Source organism: Sphingomonas sanguinis, assembly GCF_019297835.1.
Classification (GTDB): domain Bacteria; phylum Pseudomonadota; class Alphaproteobacteria; order Sphingomonadales; family Sphingomonadaceae; genus Sphingomonas; species Sphingomonas sanguinis_D.
In genome coordinates this window covers 2,687,118-2,707,678 of sequence record NZ_CP079203.1, presented here as the reverse complement: position 1 = coordinate 2,707,678, position 20,561 = coordinate 2,687,118, and the positions used below count along the sequence as shown (strand labels likewise).

The following is a 20,561-nucleotide window of genomic DNA, read 5'->3' as shown; positions in this document are numbered from 1 at the left end:
CTTATCCGAAGACCCATTGGCGGTTGAGCGCGAAGGTCGCGATCGGCGTGACCGTGACCACCGGGATCAGCGCGACCCAGGGTTGTTGATGCAATAGCCCCGTCACGATCCAGGTGAACAGCGCATTGAGCGCCAGTCCGAAGCCCTGGACGACGAGGAATTTCAAATGCTGCCGGCCGCTGGAGTCGCGGGTGCCGTGCCCGCGAAAGCTCCACGCGCTGTGCAGGAAGAAGCCGACGATCACCGCGACCAGAAAAGCGGGCGGCACCGCAAGCACGGCCTTGTCGTGCGGCAATACCCAATAGGTCAGCGGCAGATAGACAGCGGAATAGACGACCGTCGACAATCCGCCCGCAATGCCAAAGCGGATGATCTGGCCCAGCATCCCGCTGGACCGCCATCGATCGATCTGGTGCTGCAGAGTCGCCATAACCCCAACCTTGCCCTTTGCGCCGCCCGCGATAGAGCGGCGCTCAAGTCCTGCGCCTTAGGCTGCGGGCGGGTATGAGGGAAGCGTCTTTGGAACGTCTGCAGCGTGAGATCGACCGCAACTGGCAACGCTGGGTGCTGGTGGCGTGGGCCGCGATCACCGTCTGGTACATGTACGACCGCTGGGGCCAGATACGCTGGTGGTCGCTGGGCGACACCGACGACAATATGCGGCTGATGCAGGTCCGCGCCTGGATGGCGGGGCAGGACTGGTATGATCTGCGCCAGTATCGGATGAACCCGCCGGTCGGCTTCGACATCCATTGGAGCCGCATCGTCGACCTGCCCATCGCGGGACTCATCCTGTTCTTCCGCCTGTTCACCACCCCCGCCTGGGCCGAACGACTCGCCTGCGGTCTGGCGCCGCTGATCCCGCTGTCGATCACCATGACCGCGCTGGCGGTGACGCTGCGCCGCCTGATCGGGGTGCTGACCTGGCCGGTGGGGCTGGCGCTGCTGCTGTGCGCCCATGCGACGCTGCTGATGTATATGCCGATGCGCATCGACCATCACGGGTGGCAGCTGGCCATGCTGGCGGTCACGGTCGCGGGTCTGTGCGATCCGGCGGCGCGGCGCGGCGGCGCGCTGGTCGGGCTGGCGAGCGCGGTGTCGCTGGCGATCGGACTGGAGATGCTGCCCTATGCCGCGATGGCGGGCGCGATCCTGACGCTGCGCTGGGTATGGGACCGGGCGGAGGCCGACCGGCTGGCCGTCTATGCGCTGACCCTGGGCGGGGGAAGCGCGGCGGGGTTCGCCGCCTTTGCCTCCAACGCCAATTACGCAATGCGCTGCGACGCGCTGACCCCGGTGTGGCTGTCGGTGACGGTCGCGGCGGGGGCGCTGCTGTTCGTGCTGGCGCGGATCAACCCGGCGTCGCGCGGTGCGCGGCTGGGTCTGGCAGTGGTCGCGGGTGCGGTGATCGCGGGCGGTTTCGCCAGCCTGTTCCCGCAATGCCTGACCCGCCCCGAACAGGTCAGCCCCGAGTTGCAGCGCAACTGGCTGAACAATGTCCGGGAGGCCAAGCCGATCTACAAGCATCCCTTACGCGTCGCGCTGCCCATGGCGATCATGCCGGTGATCGGGATGATCGGGGCGATCGTCGCGGCGTGGCGGCGGCGGACGATCGGCTGGACGGCGGTGGCGCTGTTCACGACCTTCGCCTGCCTGATGCTGTTGTGGCAGGCGCGTGCGGCCCCGGCGGCGCAGATGCTGGCGATCCCCGGCATCGCGGCGCTGTTATGGATGGTCGTGCCCTGGCTGACGCGGCTGCGCTCGCCGCTGCTGCGGGTGCCCGCCATCGTGCTGGCGGTGCTGTTACCGACGGGGATCGCGGCGAGCTGGATCGTCAACGCCCTGCCCGCCACCCAGCCGAGCGCTTATGCCAACCGGGTCAATCGTGCGACCGGGCAATGCGTGCGGACCTCTGTGCTGACGCGGGTGAATGCCTATCCCAAGGCGACGGTCTTCACCTTCGTCGACCTGGGGCCGCGGCTGATCGTGACGACGCATCACGACGCGATCGCGGGGCCGTATCACCGCAATGGCGACGCGATCCTGGACGTACAGCACGCCTTTCAGGGCAGCGAGGCGCAGGCGCGCGCGATCATGAAGCGGCACGGCGCGACGCTGTTGCTAATCTGTCCCGATATGGCCGAGTCGACCAACTATCGCGCGCGGGCGCCGGGGGGATTTTACGACCGGATGGCGCGCGGCTGGACGCCGAACTGGCTGACCCCGCTGCCGTTGCCCAAAGGGTCGCCGTTGCGGCTGTATCGGATCAGTTGATCCTCCCCGTCACGGGGAGGTGGCAGGCCGTTAGGCCTGACGGAGGGGGCTTCCTCATAGGGCGTAGCTAGCGGCACACCCCCTCCACCATCCTGCGGATGGTCCCCCTCCCCGTACCCGGGGGGAATGTTCACATTGGACACTTCAGGCGTTTTTTGGCGAGGAAGATGTCGAGGGTGACCTCGAGCATGTGTTGGGTCTTGGAGGCGCGCTTGGTTCGGCGATGGAAGCTGGCCAGCATGTCGCGGAACGAGGCGGTTGACGATTCGATCAGATGCGCCTGCGCCTCTCAACACTGAATTTGGGCTGGCTGTCGGTTCAGTATCGACCGCACGCCCGGCATACATAGCGCTGGTGGCCAGCCTTCCGGCCCCGCTTGATCAGGTCAGTCCCATCACATTGTGGACAACGCATCCCATCCTCCCCGTCCCCAATCACAGGAAACGAAGAACAGGCCAAAAAGCTGTCCGTGTAGACAGCCCTCCGTGCCGGGGAGGATCGGGTCAGCCCTGCTCCGCCGCGCGGACCTGATCCACGTAATCGCCATAGCCTTGCGCCTCCATATCCCCCAGCGGCACGAAGCGCAGCGAGGCGGAGTTGATGCAGTAGCGCAGGCCGCCGCGATCGCGCGGGCCGTCGGGGAAGACATGGCCGAGATGGCTGTCGCCATGTGCCGAGCGGACCTCGGTACGGATCATGCCATGAGTTGTGTCGCGCAACTCGTTGACATGGGCGGGTTCGATCGGCCGGGTGAAGCTGGGCCAGCCGCAATGCGAATCGAACTTGTCGGCCGAGGCGAACAGCGGCTCGCCGGAGACGATGTCGACATACAGACCCGGCTCGCGGGTGTGGAGATATTCCCCGGTGCCGGGACGCTCGGTGCCGCTCTGCTGCGTCACATAATATTGCTCGGGGGTCAGCTTCGCGAGCGCGTCCTCGGTCTTGGCATAACGGGTGTCGGGGCGGGTGTCGGCCATGGGGACTGTCCTTTCCGTGAAATCAGGCAGCAGAAGGTTCGGCGGCGATCTGGCGCAGCGCCTGCTCGAAGGATTCGGGCGGCTGTCCGCCCGAGATGAGATAGCGGTTGTCGATCACGATGGCGGGCACCGACTGGATGCCGCGCCCCTGCCACAGCCGCTCCGCCTCGCGCACTTCGGCGCCGTAGCGGTCGGAGGACAGGATCGCGCGGGCCTCGTTGGTGTCCAGCCCGGCGCGGCTCACGGCGGCGAGCAGCACGTCATGCTCCGCGATATTCTGCCCGTTCGTGAAATAGCTCTCGAACAGCGCATGCTTCAGCGCGGCCTGCCCCCCCTCGACCTCCGCCCAGTGGAGCAGCCGGTGCGCGTCGAAGCTGTTATAGATGCGCGCATCGTCTCCCATCGCCATGGTGAAGCCGACCGAGGCCGCCCGCTCGCGGATATTGGCGCGGTTGGCGGCGGACTGTTCGGGCGTCGCGCCATATTTGCGGCCGATATGCTCGACGATATTCTCGCCCTCGGGCGCCATGGCGGGGTTCAGCTCGAAGGGCTGGAAATGAATGTCCGCTTCGACCGTATCGCCCAATCGTTCCAGCGCGATCTCCAGCCCGCGCAGCCCGATGATGCACCAGGGGCAGGAAATGTCGGAGACGAAGTCGATACGCAGGCGGCGGGGCATGGGTGATCCTGGCTGAAGCGGCCCAAGGCGGCCGCCCCGCTTATGTGGGAGGGCGATCCGGCCCCCGCAACCATAAGCCTACCAGCGGACCCGGACCCAGCCCTCCGCCACGTCATCACCGGGCGTGGGGCGGGGATAGACCGCGCGGACGGTCGCGGGATCGTCTGCCTCCGCTGAGACCATGGTCAGCGCGGGCCGGAAATCGCATTGCCCGCCCTGTGCGCGCGGAAACGGACCATGCGTATGGCTGGTGGCGATTCGTCGCGGCTGGCCCAGCCGATAATCCATGCCTTTCCTCTCCCGACGCCGACCATGCCGTCGCCCGCTCCACCCGGCTATCCGGGAAAAGTCCTGTATTTCCTATACTTGGATGAGGGGCGGGAACAGGGGCAAGTCTCGCGGCCTTATGCATCCCGCACGCTTTGCCATCTTCGGCCCCGCCGGATACCAGCATCGCGAACCGTTTCAGAGGAGATAGACGGATGACGAAGACTGTCCTGGTGACGGGCGCGACCGCCGGAATCGGTGCGGGCACCGCGCGCGCCTTTGTCGCGGCCGGATGGCGGGTGATCGGGACGGGGCGCCGTGCCGACCGGCTCCAGGCGCTGGCCGACGAACTGGGCGCGGCCTTCCATCCGCTCGCCTTCGACATCACCGACGAGGACGCGCTCGACGCCGCGCTGAACGGCCTGCCGCCGGAATTCGCCGAGATCGACCTGCTCATCAACAATGCCGGCCTCGCGCTGGGCACCAAGCCCGCGCAGGACAGCGATCTGGCCCAGTGGCGCACGATGATCGCGACCAATATCGACGGCCTCATCACCATCACCCACCGGCTGCTGCCGCGCCTGATCGCGCGGCGCGGGGGGATCATCAACCTGTCCTCGGTGGCGGCGAACTATCCCTATACCGGCGGCAACGTCTATGGCGGGACCAAGGCGTTCGTGAAGCAATTCTCGCTGAACCTGCGCGCCGACCTGCACGGCAAGGGGGTGCGCGTCACCTCGATCGAGCCAGGCATGGTCGAGACCGAATTCACCACCATCCGCACCGGCGGCGACCAGGCGGCATCGGATGCGCTCTATGCCGGTTCCGACCCGATGACGGCGGAGGATATCGCCGCGACGCTGCTCTGGGTCGCCGAACTGCCGCCGCACCTCAACATCAACCGGCTGGAGCTGATGCCGGTCAGCCAGTCCTTTGCGGGCTTCCAGGTCGCCAGAGCCGGATAATCAGAGCGGTCGGTGCATCACCAGCGCATCGACCGGCCCCAGACGCGGGTGCCGGAACGCCCCCGGTACCCGTCCGACCGTGGCGAAGCCCAGCGCCGTCCACAGATGCACGGCGGCCTCGTTGCTGGCGACCACGAAGTTGAACTGCATCGCGGCGAAACCCAGTCCACGGGCTTCGTCGAAGGAATGCAGCGCCATCGCCCGCGCGACGCCACGCCCGCGCGCGGCGGGGCTGGTCATGTACCCGGCATTTGCCACATGATCCCCGCCACCCGCCTGATTGGCGCGCAGATACAAGGTGCCGAGGATGACGCCCTCCTCCTCGAACACGAAGACCCTTTTGCCATCGCCGAACCAATAGGCCAGCGCCGCCTCCGGCGTCATCGCCGGGTCGAGCGCATAGGTCTCGCCCGCCCGGATCACCGGCATGAGGATCGCGGTGATGGCGGCATGGTCCTGGGGAAGGGCGGGGCGGATGGGCATGGCGAAACTATAGGCTGGGATCATCGACAAGGAACGAGCGCAATGGGCGTCACAGGTGTCAATCATATAACGTTCGCCGTCACCGATTTGGAGCGGTCCATACTCTTTTATCGGGACATACTGGGATGTTCGGTACGCGCATTATGGGGGGATGGAGCGTATTTGGAGGCAGGCGCGCTGTGGCTCTGCCTTTCCCGGGACGAACATGCTCGCACTGCGCCGCATCCGGATTATACCCATATCGCGTTCAGCGTGTCCGATGCTGATTATCCCGCGCTCAGTGATCGCCTGAAACGATTTTGCGTGATCTGGCAGGAGGATCGCAGCGAGGGCGCCTCGACCTATTTCCTCGATCCAGACGGTCACAAGCTCGAAATTCATATCGGGACGCTCGAATCGCGACTGCGCCATTATCGGGATCACCCCGAGAAAGGCGTGAGAGTCCTCGAAGAGGGACAGGGGTAATGGCTGGCGTGGAGACGTCTGCCGATTGAGGCCACGGAACCCGACTTGTGTCACGCTGAACGCAGGGAGACGTTCAGGCCCCGGCGGGCTTCAGCGTCGCCGAATCGATGTGCCACCGCAGCTGCTCGGCACTCGCGCCCGGTACGTCATTGACCCGTCGCACCACATATTGCCCGACGAAGCGTTGCCGCCGCCCGTCGTCAAGTTGCGCGTCGACCGTCACCGGGACGGTGGCATAGACCGACCCCGCCGCGCCTTCGCTGGGCGGCATCGCGCCGATCGTCACGTTGGTCGCGCGGGTCTGGGCAAAGCCCTTCTGGAAATCGGCGAAGCGCTGGCCGGGGCGGCCGTTATTGCCCCACTGGATCCAGGCGGTGCCATAGTCGTGCGCGTTGATCGCCGAATAATAGCGGCGGACCACATCGGCCGCCGCGGCGTCGCTTTTGGGATCGACCGAGCAGCCCGGTGTCCCGGTCGCATCGTCGCCCATCAGCGCGCAGGACCGGGCGATCTCGTCCTCGATGATCGCGCAGCTGTTGACGGCGTTGCACGGCGGATGGGTCGCAGGCGAAACCGAGGTGCAGATCTTCACCAGCTTTTCCGCCGCCGCCTGCCCGCGTTCCGCCGAGCAGGACAGGATGGATGCGGGCTTACTCTGGCCGCCGGTCTTGATCGGCGCGGGAAGGTTGCTGCGGACCGGCTGGGAGGTCGGGGAGGGCGCGGCCGTCACCATGTTGCGATCCGGCTCGCCACCGCCCCCACAGGCGGCCAGCGGCAGGAACAGCGCGCCCGCCAGCCAGCGGGTCATGCGGGGGGCGGGACGAATCACGGCAAGGCCTCCGACAATATCCATGCCCGTCAACGCTTGCCCCCGACGCCCGGCTCCTCGCTTCACCGCAAGGCGGAGGCGTCAGCGGGACAGCGCGATCAGCTGCGCCACGCTTTGCGTCCGCGTTTTCAGGAAGACGGCGGCACGGTGATCCTCGATCGTCTTGGGCGACAGGCCGAGCAATCCCGCCATCGCCTTGTTGCCATGACCCTGCACCATCAGGTCGAACACCTGCCGTTCGCGCGGCGACAGGTCGCCCAGCCGGTACGCCGCCGCACGCCGCTCCATCGACCAAGCGACGCCCTCGCGCAGCGAGGCGCAGAGCCGCGCCTCGTCGATCGGCTTGTCGAGATAATCGACCCCGCCATGCAGGCGGACCGAATCGACCGCATGGGCGGCGCTGGGCCAGGCGGTCATGAACAGGATCGCGACATGCGGATCGAGCGCACGCAGCCGTTCGGCAAAGTCGAAACCATGCCATTCGCCCATCATCACATCGGTGACGACGGCATGGGCGGTTCGGCCGGGATAGGCGGCGAGCAACGCGACGGGATCGTCGAAGGCGTGGGCGGCGAAGCCCTGCCGCGCCAGCATCCGCGCCACCGCCGCGCCCAGATCGGCATCGTCGTCCAGCACATGGACGATGGCGGGCGATTCGGTGCCGGATGCGATGGGGGCAAGCGAGCGAACGGGCATCAACGCGACTCGATCAGGGGAAGCGACAGCGCGGCATGGACCATGCCGTCCTCGCGGCGGATGCGGGTCAGGGTGCCGCCATGCGCCTCGACGATGGCGCGCGCGACATGGGTGCCGATCCCCATGCCATCGCGCGCGACCGGGCGGGCGGGGGCGCGATTGGCGACATGGATGACGACCTGCGTCTCGTCGGCGGTGACGTCCAGCAGGACGCCGCCGGGCGCGGCATCGCCCTGCACCGCCTGTACGGCGTTGCGGACCAGGTTCATCACCGCCTGCGCCAGTTCGACCTCCTGCGCCATCACCTGCCAGCCGGGATCGACCGGCGCGATGGTCATGGCGACCCCCGCCTCGCGCGCCTCCGGCTCGGCCAGCGTCGCCACCATGTCGATCAGCGCGGTCAGCGTCAGCGGCTGCGGCGCGCCCTCGGCATGGCCGCCGAACCGGCGCAGGCGGCGGATCAGCGTCGCCAGATGCTCCGCCTTGCGATCGATCAGCGCTGCGCCGTCCGCAATCTCGTCGCCGCGCCCGGCGGTCAGCTGATGCAGGTGACGCGCCTCGATCGCCAGGGTGGACAGCGGCTGGCTGACCTCATGGATCACCGCCACCGACATGGCGCGCAGCGTCTTGAGCCGTTCGGCCTGGAAGAGCAGCCGGTCGCGCCGCTCCAGCATGGCGCGCGCGGTCGCCTGCGCATCGGCGAAGCTGCCCGCCAGATAGCCGGTGACGACGATGGTCGCGAGCGCCAGATGCCGCTGCAACCGCTCGGGCGTGTCCATCGCGCCCGCCGTGTCGGGCAGGACGCGCAACACCACGACCAGCAGCGCACCCCAGGCGGCGGCGCGTCCGAAGCGCAACCCGATCCACGCCACCGCGACCAGCACCGGCGCGGGCTGCATCCCCAACCCCGCCCGATCAAGCAGCTCGGCCAGCCCCAGGCCGAGCACCAGCACCCCCGCCGTCTCCAGCCCGGCGAGCAGAGAGGGCAGCGGCCAGCGCCAGTGCGCCCGGCCCGACACCGCATCGGCGATCCACAACAGCGGCGGCGCGATGAACAAGGTGCCCAGAAGATCGCCGACCGCAAAGGCGGCGAGCGACACGACCACTTCGCGCGGGTTCGACACACCGGTCAGCTCGGGACTGGTCAACGCCTGCGGCACCGCGCTCAGTGCGGCGGCCAGCGGGGCGAGCACCAGCGCCAGCCCCAGCGGCATCGGCGCGGTCAGCAGCGCAGCCCCCCGCCGCTCCGCCAGCCAGCCGATCGCGGCGATCGTCGCGCCGTAGGCCAGCACCGGGCGCGCAATGCCCCAGATGGCGACCGTCCAGGGCATCCCCGCCAGCACCGCCGGGGTCAGGGTGACGTCGACCGCGATCTCGACCAGCGCGATCGCCGGGGTCAGCCGCGCGCCCCGCCGCCAGAGCAGTGCCAGCCGCAGCCCGGCCGCCGGAAACCAGAGCGAATAAAAGCCGCTGCCGCCCCAATAGGCGGCCAGCCGATGCATGGCGGCGAACCCTACCGCATAAAGCGCCAGCGCCAGCCAGTCCGGCCGACGGGGCAGAAAGACGCGCGGGTCGAACCGCACCACTGCCACGGGGACCATCGGTCGGGCCGATAGGGAAGGGCTAAACGACGCCGTCATCACGATAATCCCTGTACCGCGTCAGCGCGGAACGGCATCCGGGAATTTCCCGGATGGACAGCGATTCAGATGGTCGGCGCGGCGGCGGGCGCGGGGCTGTTGTGCGGCGTGGCCTGGGCGGTCGTGGCCTCAGGTCCGTCGGCGGGCGGGGTGCCCGGCACCGGGGTCGTCACGATGGGGGCGGGCGGGGCCGCAGGCGGGGTGACGAGCGCGGCATTCTCGATCAGGTCGAGCGCCTGGCGCGCGCGGACATAGCGAAGCGCGGCCTGTTGCCAGGCTTGCGCGGCGGCGGCACCGGGCAGGCGCGCCACCTCGGCCCGTGCGGCATCCACCTGACCGCCATCGAGCAGGCGACGGACCCGCGCCAGCCGCTCGCTGGGGTTGGTAGAGGGCGCGCTGGCCTCCCGAATGACGATCAGGCGGCCGATCTCCTGCCGCAGCCCTTCCCACCAGCCATTGCTGCCATCGACCACCAAATCGGGGGCCAGCGTGTCGAGTCCCTGGCGCAGCGTCTCCAGCGTGACCGGCTGGCGGGCGGTGACGATCAGCACGGCGACGGCGCGCGGCTCGCTGGTGCCGAAGCGGGTGCGGAGCTGCTCCTCCAGATAGCCGAGTGGCTGGCCGCGATCGACCGCGCGGCGTGCGGCGGCGGCGACCAGGATCGATTCGGCGCGGCCCGCCTGCGCGCCCGCCGCCGTCGCGTCGGTGGCCAGCGTCGCGGCGCGCGTCTCCAGCGCGGCGAGTTGCGCGGCCAGTTGCGCCTCGCGCGTGGCGAGCGCCATCGGATCGGTGCGGGTGGCTTCCTTGGGCGTCCCGATGGTGCCGCCGGGCTTGGCGGTGACGGCCTGGGGCGCGGTGCCGGTCGCGTCGAACCAGGACAGGTTGCGCATCGCATAGGCCATCAGCAGCAGCCCCGCGACAAAGGCGATCAGGACCAGCGCGACGGTCGCGCCCTTTCGGGGGCCGCGCGTCGGCGGTCGGTCGGAAGGCGCGAAATTGTTCATACCCCGCTTATCCCCGTGGCGGCGGCTCGGGTCAACGCCTGCGCGGCGGCGACCATGGCATCGTCGCGCGGTGCCTCGGCAATGGCGACGGTCCGCCAGTCCGACCCTGCCGCCGTCGCCGCATTGGCGCTGATCGCGACCAGCGCGACGGCGGCGCGGGGCAAGGCCGCCCGATCGACCAGTTCGGCCAGCCGCGCGGCGGCCCGTGCCGAGTGGATGAGGACGATCTGCCCCGCCAGCGCAGCGACCGCGTCCGGCGCAACGGCCACGGGATCGGCGGCATAGACGATGCGGGCCATCGCCCCCGTCTCCACCCGATCGCGCCCCGCCAGATGGAGCAGCCGCTCATATCCTTGCGCTTGGGCTTGCGCGACGACCGTGGCGGCGTCGGCGGCGCCGGTCAGCGCAACCGCCAGCCCCGCCTCCCGCGCGGCGGCGGCGGTCGCGGGGCCGACCGCGATCACGGGCTTGTGACGGATCGGATCGAGTGCCGATCCGGCCAGCCGCACGCCTTGCGCGCTGGTGAAGAGCAACGCGTCGACCGTGTCGGGTTCGGGCGGCGTCCAATCGACCGCGCGCGCCGAGAACAGCGGCAGCGACCGCGCCTCCAACCCCACTTCTTGCAGAGCGGCGATCGTCGCGGCGTGGCCGGGCTCGGGCCGGACGACGACAACCGCCATGCCGGTCAGCCCCCGGCGAACAGGCGGCGCACCTCAGGCGCGGCGCGTTCGAGAAGATCGACCGCCAGCCGTGGCCCGAGGTCTTCATCCAACGCCCCCTCGACCCAGCCGCTGACCCGCGACGATCCGTCCTCGGCCAGCAATTCGGCGCGCAGGGTCAGCATCTCGCCCGCCAGCGAGGCGAGCGCGGCGACCGGGCTGTGGCAATCGGCGGCGAGTGCCGCGAGCAGCGACCGCTCGGCCATGACGCAGGCATGGGTCTCGGCATGGTCGATCGAGGCGATCAACATGGTCGCGGCGGCATCGTCGGCGCGCGTCTCGATCCCGACCGCCCCTTGCGCGGGGGCGGGCAGCATCTGGTCGGTCGGCACCGCATGGCCGACCTCGCGCCCGAGTCGGTCCAGCCCGGCGGCGGCGAGCAGCGTCGCGTCGACCTCGCCGTTCGCGACGGCGGCCAGGCGCGTGTCGACATTGCCGCGCAGCAGCGTGATGGTCAGGTCGGGCCGGTGCGACAGCATCTGCGCGCGGCGGCGCGGGCTGCTGGTGCCGATCACCGCGCCGGGCCGCAACTCGGCAATGGTCTCCGCGCCGATCAGCCGGTCGCGGACATCGGCACGCGGCAGCATCGCGGCGATGCGCAGCCAGTCGGGGCGGATCGTCTCGACATCCTTCATCGAATGGACCGAGGCGTCGATCTCGCGGTCGTACAGCGCGCGGTCCAGCTCCTTGGTCCACAGCGCCTTGCCGCCGATCTCAGCCAGCGCGCGGTCCTGCACCCGGTCGCCGGTGGTCTTGATCGGCACGATCTGAACCGCGTCCTCGCTCCACCCCTGCGCCGCCGCCAGTGCCGAACGCACCATATGCGCCTGGGTGAGGGCCAGCGGCGAACCGCGCGTACCGAGCCGGAAACGAACCATGCGTCTGCCTTTGCCGCATCAAGCCCCCCTTCGACAAGTTGGCAACGGACGGGTATGGGGAAGTCATGCTGATCCTGGGACTGGAATCCTCGTGCGACGAGACCGCCGCCGCGCTTGTCACCGATGACGGCCGTGTGCTGGCGCACCGGCTGCTCGGGCAGGAGGCCGCGCATGCCCCCTTCGGCGGCGTCGTCCCCGAAATCGCGGCGCGCGCCCATGTCGAGGCGATGGAGCCGCTGGTCGCCGCCGCCTTTGCCGATGCGGGGGTGACGCTGGCCGATGTCGATGCGATCGCGGCGACGGCGGGGCCGGGGCTGATCGGCGGGGTGATGGTGGGCCTCGTGACCGGCAAGGCGCTGGCCCATGCGGCGGGCAAGCCGCTGATCGCGGTCAACCATCTGGAGGGCCATGCCCTGTCGCCGCGCCTGTCGGATCGCGAACTGGCCTATCCGTACCTGCTGCTGCTCGTCTCCGGTGGGCATTGCCAGCTGCTGCTGGTCGAGGGAGTCGGGCGGTATCGGCGTATGGCCACGACCATCGACGATGCGGCGGGCGAGGCGTTCGACAAGACCGCCAAGCTGCTGGGGCTTGGCTATCCCGGCGGTCCGCGCGTCGAGGCGACGGCGCGGGAGGGCGATCCCCATGCGGTGCCGCTGCCCCGGCCGTTAAAGGGGGCGGCCGAGCCGCATTTCTCCTTTGCCGGACTGAAGAGTGCGGTAGCGCGTGCGATCGGGCATCATTCGCCCGAGGACATTGCCGCCTCCTTTCAGCAGGCGGTGGTCGACTGCCTGCTCGATCGCACCCGCCGTGCGCTGGCCAATGTGCCGCCCGTCACCGCTCTGGTCGTCGCGGGTGGGGTCGCGGCCAATGGCGTGATCCGGGTGGCGCTGGAGGCGCTCGCCGCCGAGCATAGCCTGCGCTTCGTCGCGCCGCCGCTCTGGCTGTGCACCGACAATGCCGCGATGATCGCCTGGGCGGGCGTGGAGCGGTTCCGCGAAGGGCTGACCGATCCGCTCGACACGCCCGCACGGGCGCGCTGGCCGCTCGATCCGGCGGCGGAAGCGGTGCGCGGCGCGGGGGTGAAGGCATGAGGATCGGGGTGATCGGCGCGGGCGCCTGGGGCACCGCGCTGGCGCAGGTCGCGGCGCATGGCAACCGGCCGGTGCGGCTCTGGGCGCGCGATCCGGCGGTGGCCGAGGCGATCAACGCGACGCACGCCAACCCGCTCTACCTGCCGAACATCGCATTGTCGCCGAGCATCGAGGCGGTCAGCGACCCGGCCGCCATGGCCGGGATGGATGCGCTGCTGGTCGTCACGCCCGCGCAGGCGGTGGGGGCAGTGTTGGCGACGATGCCGGTGGGGCCCAAGCCGCTGGTCCTATGTTCCAAGGGGATCGAGTCGGGCACCCGGCGGCTGGTCGGCGAGGTGGCGCGGGCGATCCACCCCGACGCGCCGATCGCGGTGCTGTCCGGCCCGACCTTCGCGCATGAGGTGGCAGCGGGGCTGCCGACGGCGGTGACGCTGGCGTGCGAGGAACCGGAGTTGCGCAAGGCCCTGTCCGCGCGCCTCGCGGCGCCGCATTTCCGGCCCTATGCCACCGACGACGTGACCGGCGCGGAGATCGGCGGCGCGATCAAGAATGTCCTCGCCATCGGCTGCGGCGTGGTCGAGGGCGCGGGTCTGGGCCAGAATGCCCGCGCCGCGCTGATCGCACGCGGCTTTGCCGAGATGACGCGGTTCGGTCTGGCGCGCGGCGGCCGGGCGGAGACGCTGGCGGGCCTGTCGGGGCTGGGCGATCTGGTGCTGACCTGCTCGTCGACCGCCTCGCGCAATTTCTCGCTGGGTGTCGGGCTGGGGCAGGGGCGGTCCGCCGCCGAGCTGCTGGCCGATCGGCGGACGGTGGCGGAAGGGGCGTTCACCGCGCCGGTCCTGCGTCAGGCGGCGGTGGAGGCCGGTGTGGACATGCCGGTATGCGAGGCGGTGTGCCGGTTGCTGGAGGGGGCCGCGGTCGGCGAGGTTATCGGGGCGTTGCTGGCCCGCCCGCTCAAGTCCGAGGGTAACTGACCCCTACTCCCCCCTTCTCTCCCCCGCTCCGTTCCGCCTGAGCGTAGTCGAAGGCCACGCCATGACCTTTGCCAAGAGGGACGCTTGGCCACTGGATTCCCTTGGCCTTCGACTTCGCTCAGGCTGAACGGAGGTAGGGGAGAATTACCGCAACACCTGCCGCGCCAGCGCCCCGCAGGCCGCATTCTGCGCCTTCGGCCCGGTATCGCCGGTGATCGCGCGGCCGATCGACTTGAAGATATTGCCGACCGACTTCACCTCCTTGGGGATCACGAGGTCGGGCTTTTCCAGCGTGCCCGTTACCGTGGCCGCGCCCGCGAGCCTCAGCGTCGCGCCTTGCTTCGGCGCGCCGGTCAGTCGCAGCGCCAGCCGCTCGTCGGGAAAGTGGACCGTCCCCGTTCCGTCCAACCGACTGCGCGAGGTGTCGACGATCAGCGGATCGGCGCGGCCGGTGCCGTTCGTCATGTCCACCCCCAGCACCAGACAGCGCAGGGTCGCCTTGCCGCTGTCACCCATGAACGCCGCGCCCGCGTCGAAGCCCAGCGCCGTCGCATAGCGATCGGGCAAGGTCCCGTTGGCGACGACCAGCCCGATTCGCCCATGCGCGCGCCCGATCGCCGCGCGCACCGTCTCGCCCACGCCCGCCAGCTTGGCGCGCGCGCCGACATGGCCGGTGATCCGCGTCTCGCCCGAGAGCGACAACACGCTCGCCCCGCGCAGCCGCAGGTCGACCGACAGTTTCGGCACCTTCGCGCCGTTCCGCTGGTCGATCACCGCCTGGCCCGTCACCACGCCTTCGCGCAACGCCATGCGGATGTCGCCGATGGTCAGCAACTGACGGTCCATCGTCATCCGCCCGGCCAGCCCGGTGATCGGCGAGGGACCTTGTGCGCTGACCACCCGGCCGACCTCGAAGCGGATGGTGCCGTCGGTCGTGTCGATCTTGCCGATATCGATCCGCGTATTGGGCACCAGTCGCGGTCCGATCCGGCGTTCGAGCGCGGCGGCCTCGGCGCGGCCTTGCGCGGAGGACAGATCGTCGAAATCGAGCTGTCCCGCCGTCACCTCGCCGTCCAGCCGCGTGCGGCCTTCTTTCTTGTCGACGGTCAGCCGCCCGGTCAGGTCGGAACGGCCGATCCGCCCCTTCAGGTCGGTGATGGTCCAGCGCGGGCGTTCGTGGCGGACATGCGCGGTCAGCTGGACCGGCCGGGTCTGGAACAGCCCCGCCTCGATCACCGCATCGATCCGCTTCAGGTCGTCGGCCTTCGCCGTCAGGTCCAGCGTCATCGCATCGGTGTCGAGCGGTCGGTCCATCGTGCCGACCGCCTTCATCACCAGCTGCTCGCCGGTGATATCGGCGGTGAAGGGCCAACGGCCGGGCTTCACCGCCGCGCCGATAAAGGCGATGCGGACGGGCGCACCGCGCACCCTGCCCTCACCCTCGGCCCGGACACCGTGATCCGGGTCAGCGGCGACGTTCAGCACCGCCTGCCGATCCTCTTTGGCGTCGCGATAGCTCACGACGCCGTCGGTGACGGTCAGCCCCTGCAGATCAGTCGCGCTGCCGCCCTCTTCCGGCGCGCCGGGGCGTGACCAGTTGGTGCGGCCCTGCTTGTCGCGGACCATCGCCAACCGCAGCCCGGACACGCGAATATCCTCGGGCACGAACGCCCCGCGCAGCAACGGCCAGACCGAGAAGCGGATTTCCGCTTTTGCCACTCGCGCGAAATCGCCCTGGCCCGCCCAACCGGCCTGCGGGATCTTCAGGTCCTCGACCGCGATGGTGGGATGAAAGCCGATCGTGTCGACCCGGTGGACCGAGCCGATCGTCACTGGCCGCCCGAACCGCTCGGTCGCCGCGCGGCACACCGCGTCGCGCAGGAGCCCCCAGGGAAACACTGCCAGGATCAGCAGGAAAAGCAGGGGCAACCCGATCAGCAGCGCCACCACGCCCCGCGTCCAGCGCGGCCATCCCCTATCCTGTGTCATGACGATGGGACGCGCGACCGGAGCCTTCGTTCCGCCTGCGTCAGGATCGCCCCGCACGATTGTTGCCCCAGAGGCTCCCGCGCCCTAGATATGGCCGAATTGCAAAGGAGCTTCCGGCGTTGGTCCTCATCCTTCAGATTCTTCAGATACTGCTCAACGTCGTCTGGTGGATCATCATCGTGCAGGCGATCCTGTCCTGGCTGATCGCGTTCAACGTCATCAACACCTCGAACGACTTCATTCGGTCGGTCTGGTACGCGCTGCAGAAGATGACCGATCCGCTCTATCGCCCGATCCGGCGCATCCTGCCCGATTTCGGCGCGCTCGACCTGTCGCCGATGGTCGTGCTGCTCGCGGTCATCATCCTGGGCAAGATCCTGGATACCGCGATCGCCAATGCGATGTACGGGGGCGCGGTCGTCGTCGGCTGATGCCCGCCTGGGGTTGTTGCGATGACGGGATACGGATCGCCGTCCGGGTCACGCCGCGCGGCGGTCGCGATGCGCTGAGCGCCGGGACGGAGGAACATTTCGCCGCCCGCCTGTCGGCCCCGCCGGTCGACGGCGCAGCCAATGCGGCACTCATCCCGCTGGTCGCCAAGCATTTCGGGGTGCCCAAGCGCGCGGTGACGATCATCGCAGGCGAAACCGCGCGATTGAAGCGACTGCACGTCGCGGGTGACCCGCACATACTGGCGCGCATCGCGCAGGCGCTTTATGGCAGTGCGTCATGACCAGCGCCACGATCATCGACGGCAAGGCGTTCGCCGCCGGCCTCCGCACCCGCATCGCCACCCAGGTAGCCACGTTCCGCGAGCAGGCAGGCCGCGCGCCCGGCCTGGCGGTCGTGCTGGTCGGCGAGGACCCCGCCTCCAGCGTCTATGTCCGCTCCAAGGGCAAGGCAACGCGCGAGGCCGGCATGGAGAGTATCGAGCATCGCCTGCCCGTCGACACCGACCAGGCGACGCTGCTGGCGCTCGTCGAACAGCTCAACCAGGACCCGACCGTCGACGGCATCCTTGTCCAGCTGCCGCTGCCGGGCCAGATCGACGCACAGGCGGTGATCCAGGCGATCGACCCCGACAAGGATGTCGACGGCTTCCACCCGGTCAACGCCGGGCGGCTGGCGACGGGTAGCGAGGGCTTCGTGCCCTGCACCCCGCTGGGCTGCCTGATGCTGCTCAAGAGCATCCACCCCAGCCTGTCGGGCATGGACGCGGTGGTCGTCGGTCGCTCCAACATCGTCGGCAAGCCGATGGCGCAGCTGCTGCTCGGCGAAAGCTGCACGGTGACGGTGGCGCACAGCCGCACGCGTAATCTCGCCGAGGTGGTCGGTCGCGCCGATATCGTCGTGGCGGCGGTCGGCGTGCCCAGCCTGGTCAAGGGCGAATGGATCAAGCCCGGCGCCAGCGTCATCGATGTCGGCATCAATCGCACCGAGACGGGGCTGGTCGGCGATGTCGAATATGACACGGCGGCGCAGCGTGCGGGCGCGATCACCCCGGTGCCGGGCGGCGTAGGGCCGATGACGATCGCGGTCCTGCTGCGCAACACGCTGGTTTCGGCGGGGCGTCGCGAAGGCATCGCGATCGACCAGACGGCGCTGTAAGGCCGTGCTCGAACTCTATATCTCCTCGCTGATCACCTTCTTCGTGGTGATCGATCCGCCGGGTTGCGCCCCCATTTATGCGGGCCTCTCGGCGGGGGCGACGCCGCAGCATCGCCGGGCGATGGCGATCCGCGCGGTCATGGTCGCCTCGGTCATCCTGTTCGTCTTCGCGCTGTTCGGCGAGGCGCTGCTGCATGGCCTGGGCATCGAAATGGCGGCGTTCCGCATCGCGGGCGGCATCATGCTGTTCCTGATCGCGCTGGAGATGGTGTTCGAAAAGCGCACCCAGCGGCGTGAGGACCGCGCGGCCAAGGTCGCCGACGATCCGCACGAGGCGGAGGATGTGTCGATCTTCCCCATGGCGATGCCGATGATCGCCGGGCCGGGCTCGATCGCGACCGTCATGCTGCTGATGAGCCGCAATTCGGGGCTGGAGGCATCGATCGTCGTGCTGGCGGCGATGGTGACGATCCTGCTGCTGACGCTGGTTGCGCTGCTGGCGGCGGGTCCGCTGATGCGACTGCTCGGCGCCAAGATCGAGGCGGTGATCACCCGCGTGCTGGGCGTGTTGCTGGCGGCGCTGGCTGTGCAGTTCGTGATCGACGGGGTGACCGCCAGTTTGAAGTGATTTTGTTCCTCCACCCGCGGGGGAGGAACGCGGATTGACGTTTACGGCACCTTTTGCCCATCCGATCGTTTGGCTCGCGCAACGATAAGGTTCGGGAAACAGGGGCAATGCTGACGACGATGATCTGGACGCCACTGCTGATGGCGGCCCCGCTGGCGCCTCAGCAGACCACCGATCCCGTGCCGACCGCCGCCCGTGTCACCCCTGATGCCGCCACCGGGGATACACAACGCACGCCGACCCGCCGCCGCCCGGTCCGCCCCTCCGACAGTGCGCCCTCGGCGATCACCGCCGACACGCGCCGCACGCCGCCGCCGGGGATCATCGGCGACTGGCACGACGTCCGCTCCCGCCTGAACGAACGCGGCATCACCGTCACCGCGCGTTACGCCTCGGAAAGCGCCGCCAACGTCACCGGCGGCCGCAAGACGCTGTTCCGCGAGACGGGCCAGTTCGACGCGGGCGCGCTGTTTGATCTGGAAAAGGTGATGGGGCTGAAGGGCGGGGCGTTTCAGGCCACCCTCACCTATCGCCGGGGCCGTAACCTCAGCGACGATGCGAATCTCGGCACGCTGCAACAGGTGCAGGAGGTCTATGGTCGTGGCCAGACGCTGCGCCTGACGCAATTCTGGTACGAACAGCGGATCGGCGAGCGGTTCGAGCTGAAGCTGGGTCGCACCAATCCGGGCGAGGATTTCGCGATCTTCTCCTGCCACTTCATGAACTTGAGCTTTTGCGGCGCGCAGCCGGGCAATCTGGTCGGCGACTATTGGCAGAATTGGCCGGTCAGCCAATGGGGCGCCCGGCTGCGCTACGAACCGCGCGACGACCTGTATGTCCAGGGCGCGGTCTATGAGATCAATCCGCGCAACCTCGACAATGATTTCTTCATCGGCCATTTTAAGGGCGCGACCGGCGTGCTGGTCCCCGCCGAAATCGGCTGGATCCGCAATGCCAGTGCCGGGCGGATCGGGTCGTACAAGCTGGGCGGCTGGATCGCGACGGCCGATGCGCCGGACGTGTTCCTCGACGTGAACCGCAGACCCGTGGCGATCACCGGCCTGGCTCCGCTGGAACGCAGCAGCCGCTACGGCGTGTACGTCAACATCCAGCAGCAGCTGACCGGCGAGACCAAGGACGGCAAGGCGGAAAACGGCCTCAGCGTCTTCCTCAACGCGACCCAGGCGGATCACGCGACCAGCGTGACCGACAATCAGGTCGCGGCGGGCCTGTTCTACAAGGGGCTGGTCCCCGCCGTGCCGGGCGACGTGCTGGGATTCGGCGTGGCGCGGACCCATGTGAACGGGCGCGTCGCGGACGGACAGCGGCTCGATCCCACCCGGCCCGCCGTACAGGGCTCCGAATATGCCGCCGAAGTCTATTACAGCATCCACCCGGCGGAGTGGCTGGAGATGCGGCCCAACGTCCAGTTAGTCCACCATCCCGGCGGCTATGCGCAGGCGGATGACGTCACCATATTGGGGCTGAAGGCCGCCTTCACCCTGTAACGCCCCTGATTCACGGCCCGTTCAATAGGCGGCGCGCAAGGACAGGCGTGCCCAAAGGAGTGATTTGATGATCCGTTCGATGATGGCGTCCGCCCTGCTGGCGCCGACCGCCATGGCGATGGTCGCCGCCCCCGTGCCCGCCCTGGCGCAGGCCAATGGCGATCTGGCGGCGGTGCAGCGTCACCTGCAATCGGTGCAGACGATGACCGCCGACTTCTCCCAGACCGACCGGGCGGGCAAGGTGCTGACCGGCACGCTGACCATGAAGAAGCCGGGCAAGATCCGGTTCCAATATGAAAAGGGCGTCCCCCTGTTGATCGTCGCCGATGGCGGCGCGCTGACCTTCATCGATTATTCGGTCAAGCAGGTGCAGCGCTGGCCGATCAAGAACTCGCCGCTGGGCGTACTGCTCGATCCCAGCCGCGATATCGGCCGTTATGCCAAGGTCGTGCCCAGCGCCGACCCGCGCCTGCTCTCGGTCGAGGCGAACGATCCCAAGCATCCCGAATATGGCAAGATCACCCTGGTCTTCGCCCGCGATGCCGCCGCGCCGGGCGGACTGATGATGCAGGGCTGGGTCGCGCTCGACAGCCAGAACAACCGCACGACGATTCGCCTGTCCAACCAGCGTTTCGGCGTGCCGGTGGACGACAAGGCGTTCCGATTCAACGATCCCCGGAGGACGGCGGCGCGTAACTGAACGCTGGCGGACCGTTTCATTCATCCGGGCGACAGGTTCGCTGCCCTATCAAGGCGTTGCGGCTGAGGGGCCTTCGAGATTCCCCCCTGTTGCTCGGACGAGCACCCTCATCCCGCCTGCGTGACGAACGCTAGGTCGGCCCTCGCTCCATGCCCCCGGAGCGGGGGCCTTTCCGTTTTCGAACTTA

General features: G+C 68.9%; 24 protein-coding genes. 11 read left to right on the top strand and 13 right to left on the bottom strand.

Annotated elements, in window-relative coordinates; translation table 11 throughout:
- Position 1: 1 nt before the first annotated feature.
- Positions 2 to 430: a GtrA family protein gene (locus tag KV697_RS12650; RefSeq protein ID WP_257575314.1), complete on the bottom strand. Its 429-nt coding sequence runs from the start codon at positions 428 to 430 to the stop codon at positions 2 to 4.
- 74 nt (positions 431 to 504) lie between these two features.
- Between KV697_RS12650 and KV697_RS12645 the strand changes: the two genes are divergently transcribed.
- Positions 505 to 2,274, top strand: coding sequence for an AcrB/AcrD/AcrF family protein (locus KV697_RS12645; RefSeq protein WP_219018492.1), 1,770 nt, complete (start codon positions 505 to 507; stop codon positions 2,272 to 2,274).
- 318 nt (positions 2,275 to 2,592) lie between these two features.
- On the opposite strand, the gene KV697_RS20340 is transcribed toward KV697_RS12645, so the two are convergent.
- The 4 genes from KV697_RS20340 to KV697_RS12630 all read right to left on the bottom strand — a co-directional run bounded on the left by KV697_RS20340 (position 2,593) and on the right by KV697_RS12630 (position 4,218).
- Complete coding sequence (locus KV697_RS20340) at positions 2,593 to 2,688, bottom strand: IS1/IS1595 family N-terminal zinc-binding domain-containing protein (RefSeq protein WP_445190556.1); 96 nt, start codon at positions 2,686 to 2,688, stop codon at positions 2,593 to 2,595.
- 89 nt (positions 2,689 to 2,777) lie between these two features.
- Positions 2,778 to 3,251, bottom strand: coding sequence for a peptide-methionine (R)-S-oxide reductase MsrB (gene msrB, locus KV697_RS12640; protein WP_219018491.1), 474 nt, complete (start codon positions 3,249 to 3,251; stop codon positions 2,778 to 2,780).
- 22 nt (positions 3,252 to 3,273) lie between these two features.
- A complete protein-coding gene (locus tag KV697_RS12635) occupies positions 3,274 to 3,930 on the bottom strand; it encodes a DsbA family oxidoreductase (protein WP_219018490.1) in 657 nt (218 codons plus the stop codon).
- A 78-nt stretch (positions 3,931 to 4,008) separates the two neighbouring features.
- The gene (locus tag KV697_RS12630) at positions 4,009 to 4,218 is read right to left on the bottom strand and encodes a hypothetical protein (RefSeq protein ID WP_219018489.1); all 210 of its coding nucleotides are present in this window, start codon (positions 4,216 to 4,218) and stop codon (positions 4,009 to 4,011) included.
- A gap of 194 nt (positions 4,219 to 4,412) precedes the next feature.
- Between KV697_RS12630 and KV697_RS12625 the strand changes: the two genes are divergently transcribed.
- Positions 4,413 to 5,162: an SDR family NAD(P)-dependent oxidoreductase gene (locus tag KV697_RS12625; RefSeq protein WP_219018488.1), complete on the top strand. Its 750-nt coding sequence runs from the start codon at positions 4,413 to 4,415 to the stop codon at positions 5,160 to 5,162.
- Here the strand turns inward: KV697_RS12625 and KV697_RS12620 are convergent, their stop codons facing one another.
- The gene (locus tag KV697_RS12620) at positions 5,163 to 5,645 is read right to left on the bottom strand and encodes a GNAT family N-acetyltransferase (protein WP_219021387.1); all 483 of its coding nucleotides are present in this window, start codon (positions 5,643 to 5,645) and stop codon (positions 5,163 to 5,165) included. It abuts the gene before it with no gap.
- A gap of 42 nt (positions 5,646 to 5,687) precedes the next feature.
- Here KV697_RS12620 and KV697_RS12615 point away from each other — a divergent pair, with 42 nt between their 5' ends.
- Positions 5,688 to 6,110: a VOC family protein gene (locus KV697_RS12615; RefSeq protein WP_219018487.1), complete on the top strand. Its 423-nt coding sequence runs from the start codon at positions 5,688 to 5,690 to the stop codon at positions 6,108 to 6,110.
- A gap of 73 nt (positions 6,111 to 6,183) precedes the next feature.
- Here the strand turns inward: KV697_RS12615 and KV697_RS12610 are convergent, their stop codons facing one another.
- The 6 genes from KV697_RS12610 to hemC all read right to left on the bottom strand — a co-directional run bounded on the left by KV697_RS12610 (position 6,184) and on the right by hemC (position 11,876).
- Complete coding sequence (locus KV697_RS12610; RefSeq protein ID WP_219021386.1) at positions 6,184 to 6,918, bottom strand: hypothetical protein; 735 nt, start codon at positions 6,916 to 6,918, stop codon at positions 6,184 to 6,186.
- A 102-nt stretch (positions 6,919 to 7,020) separates the two neighbouring features.
- Positions 7,021 to 7,635 carry a response regulator transcription factor gene (locus tag KV697_RS12605; RefSeq protein WP_219018486.1) on the bottom strand — a complete coding sequence of 205 codons (615 nt, stop codon included), beginning with the start codon at positions 7,633 to 7,635 and terminating at the stop codon, positions 7,021 to 7,023.
- The gene (locus KV697_RS12600; RefSeq protein WP_219018485.1) at positions 7,635 to 9,236 is read right to left on the bottom strand and encodes an ATP-binding protein; all 1,602 of its coding nucleotides are present in this window, start codon (positions 9,234 to 9,236) and stop codon (positions 7,635 to 7,637) included. Before KV697_RS12600 ends, KV697_RS12605 begins: the two co-directional genes overlap by 1 nt.
- A gap of 104 nt (positions 9,237 to 9,340) precedes the next feature.
- Positions 9,341 to 10,279, bottom strand: coding sequence for a hypothetical protein (locus KV697_RS12595; protein ID WP_219018484.1), 939 nt, complete (start codon positions 10,277 to 10,279; stop codon positions 9,341 to 9,343).
- The gene (locus tag KV697_RS12590; protein WP_219018483.1) at positions 10,276 to 10,959 is read right to left on the bottom strand and encodes a uroporphyrinogen-III synthase; all 684 of its coding nucleotides are present in this window, start codon (positions 10,957 to 10,959) and stop codon (positions 10,276 to 10,278) included. The genes KV697_RS12595 and KV697_RS12590 overlap by 4 nt, the downstream gene beginning before the upstream one ends.
- A 5-nt stretch (positions 10,960 to 10,964) precedes the next feature.
- The gene (gene hemC, locus KV697_RS12585) at positions 10,965 to 11,876 is read right to left on the bottom strand and encodes a hydroxymethylbilane synthase (RefSeq protein WP_219018482.1); all 912 of its coding nucleotides are present in this window, start codon (positions 11,874 to 11,876) and stop codon (positions 10,965 to 10,967) included.
- 65 nt (positions 11,877 to 11,941) lie between these two features.
- Between hemC and tsaD the strand changes: the two genes are divergently transcribed.
- Positions 11,942 to 12,967 carry a tRNA (adenosine(37)-N6)-threonylcarbamoyltransferase complex transferase subunit TsaD gene (gene tsaD / locus KV697_RS12580; RefSeq protein WP_219018481.1) on the top strand — a complete coding sequence of 342 codons (1,026 nt, stop codon included), beginning with the start codon at positions 11,942 to 11,944 and terminating at the stop codon, positions 12,965 to 12,967.
- Positions 12,964 to 13,941: an NAD(P)H-dependent glycerol-3-phosphate dehydrogenase gene (locus KV697_RS12575; protein ID WP_219018480.1), complete on the top strand. Its 978-nt coding sequence runs from the start codon at positions 12,964 to 12,966 to the stop codon at positions 13,939 to 13,941. Before tsaD ends, KV697_RS12575 begins: the two co-directional genes overlap by 4 nt.
- A gap of 144 nt (positions 13,942 to 14,085) precedes the next feature.
- On the opposite strand, the gene KV697_RS12570 is transcribed toward KV697_RS12575, so the two are convergent.
- Positions 14,086 to 15,930, bottom strand: a complete 1,845-nt coding sequence (locus KV697_RS12570; protein WP_219018479.1) for an AsmA family protein — start codon at positions 15,928 to 15,930, stop codon at positions 14,086 to 14,088.
- 119 nt (positions 15,931 to 16,049) lie between these two features.
- Between KV697_RS12570 and KV697_RS12565 the strand changes: the two genes are divergently transcribed.
- The 6 genes from KV697_RS12565 to KV697_RS12540 all read left to right on the top strand — a co-directional run bounded on the left by KV697_RS12565 (position 16,050) and on the right by KV697_RS12540 (position 20,374).
- The gene (locus KV697_RS12565) at positions 16,050 to 16,361 is read left to right on the top strand and encodes a YggT family protein (RefSeq protein WP_056438920.1); all 312 of its coding nucleotides are present in this window, start codon (positions 16,050 to 16,052) and stop codon (positions 16,359 to 16,361) included.
- Positions 16,361 to 16,663: a DUF167 domain-containing protein gene (locus tag KV697_RS12560; RefSeq protein WP_219018478.1), complete on the top strand. Its 303-nt coding sequence runs from the start codon at positions 16,361 to 16,363 to the stop codon at positions 16,661 to 16,663. The genes KV697_RS12565 and KV697_RS12560 overlap by 1 nt, the downstream gene beginning before the upstream one ends.
- Complete coding sequence (gene folD / locus KV697_RS12555; protein ID WP_219018477.1) at positions 16,660 to 17,538, top strand: bifunctional methylenetetrahydrofolate dehydrogenase/methenyltetrahydrofolate cyclohydrolase FolD; 879 nt, start codon at positions 16,660 to 16,662, stop codon at positions 17,536 to 17,538. The genes KV697_RS12560 and folD overlap by 4 nt, the downstream gene beginning before the upstream one ends.
- A gap of 4 nt (positions 17,539 to 17,542) precedes the next feature.
- The gene (locus tag KV697_RS12550; protein WP_219018476.1) at positions 17,543 to 18,166 is read left to right on the top strand and encodes a MarC family protein; all 624 of its coding nucleotides are present in this window, start codon (positions 17,543 to 17,545) and stop codon (positions 18,164 to 18,166) included.
- Positions 18,167 to 18,273: 107 nt separating this feature from the next.
- Positions 18,274 to 19,674 carry a carbohydrate porin gene (locus tag KV697_RS12545; RefSeq protein ID WP_219018475.1) on the top strand — a complete coding sequence of 467 codons (1,401 nt, stop codon included), beginning with the start codon at positions 18,274 to 18,276 and terminating at the stop codon, positions 19,672 to 19,674.
- Between the two features lie 67 nt (positions 19,675 to 19,741).
- Complete coding sequence (locus KV697_RS12540) at positions 19,742 to 20,374, top strand: LolA family protein (protein WP_374011361.1); 633 nt, start codon at positions 19,742 to 19,744, stop codon at positions 20,372 to 20,374.
- The last annotated feature ends 187 nt before the right edge of the window (positions 20,375 to 20,561 follow it).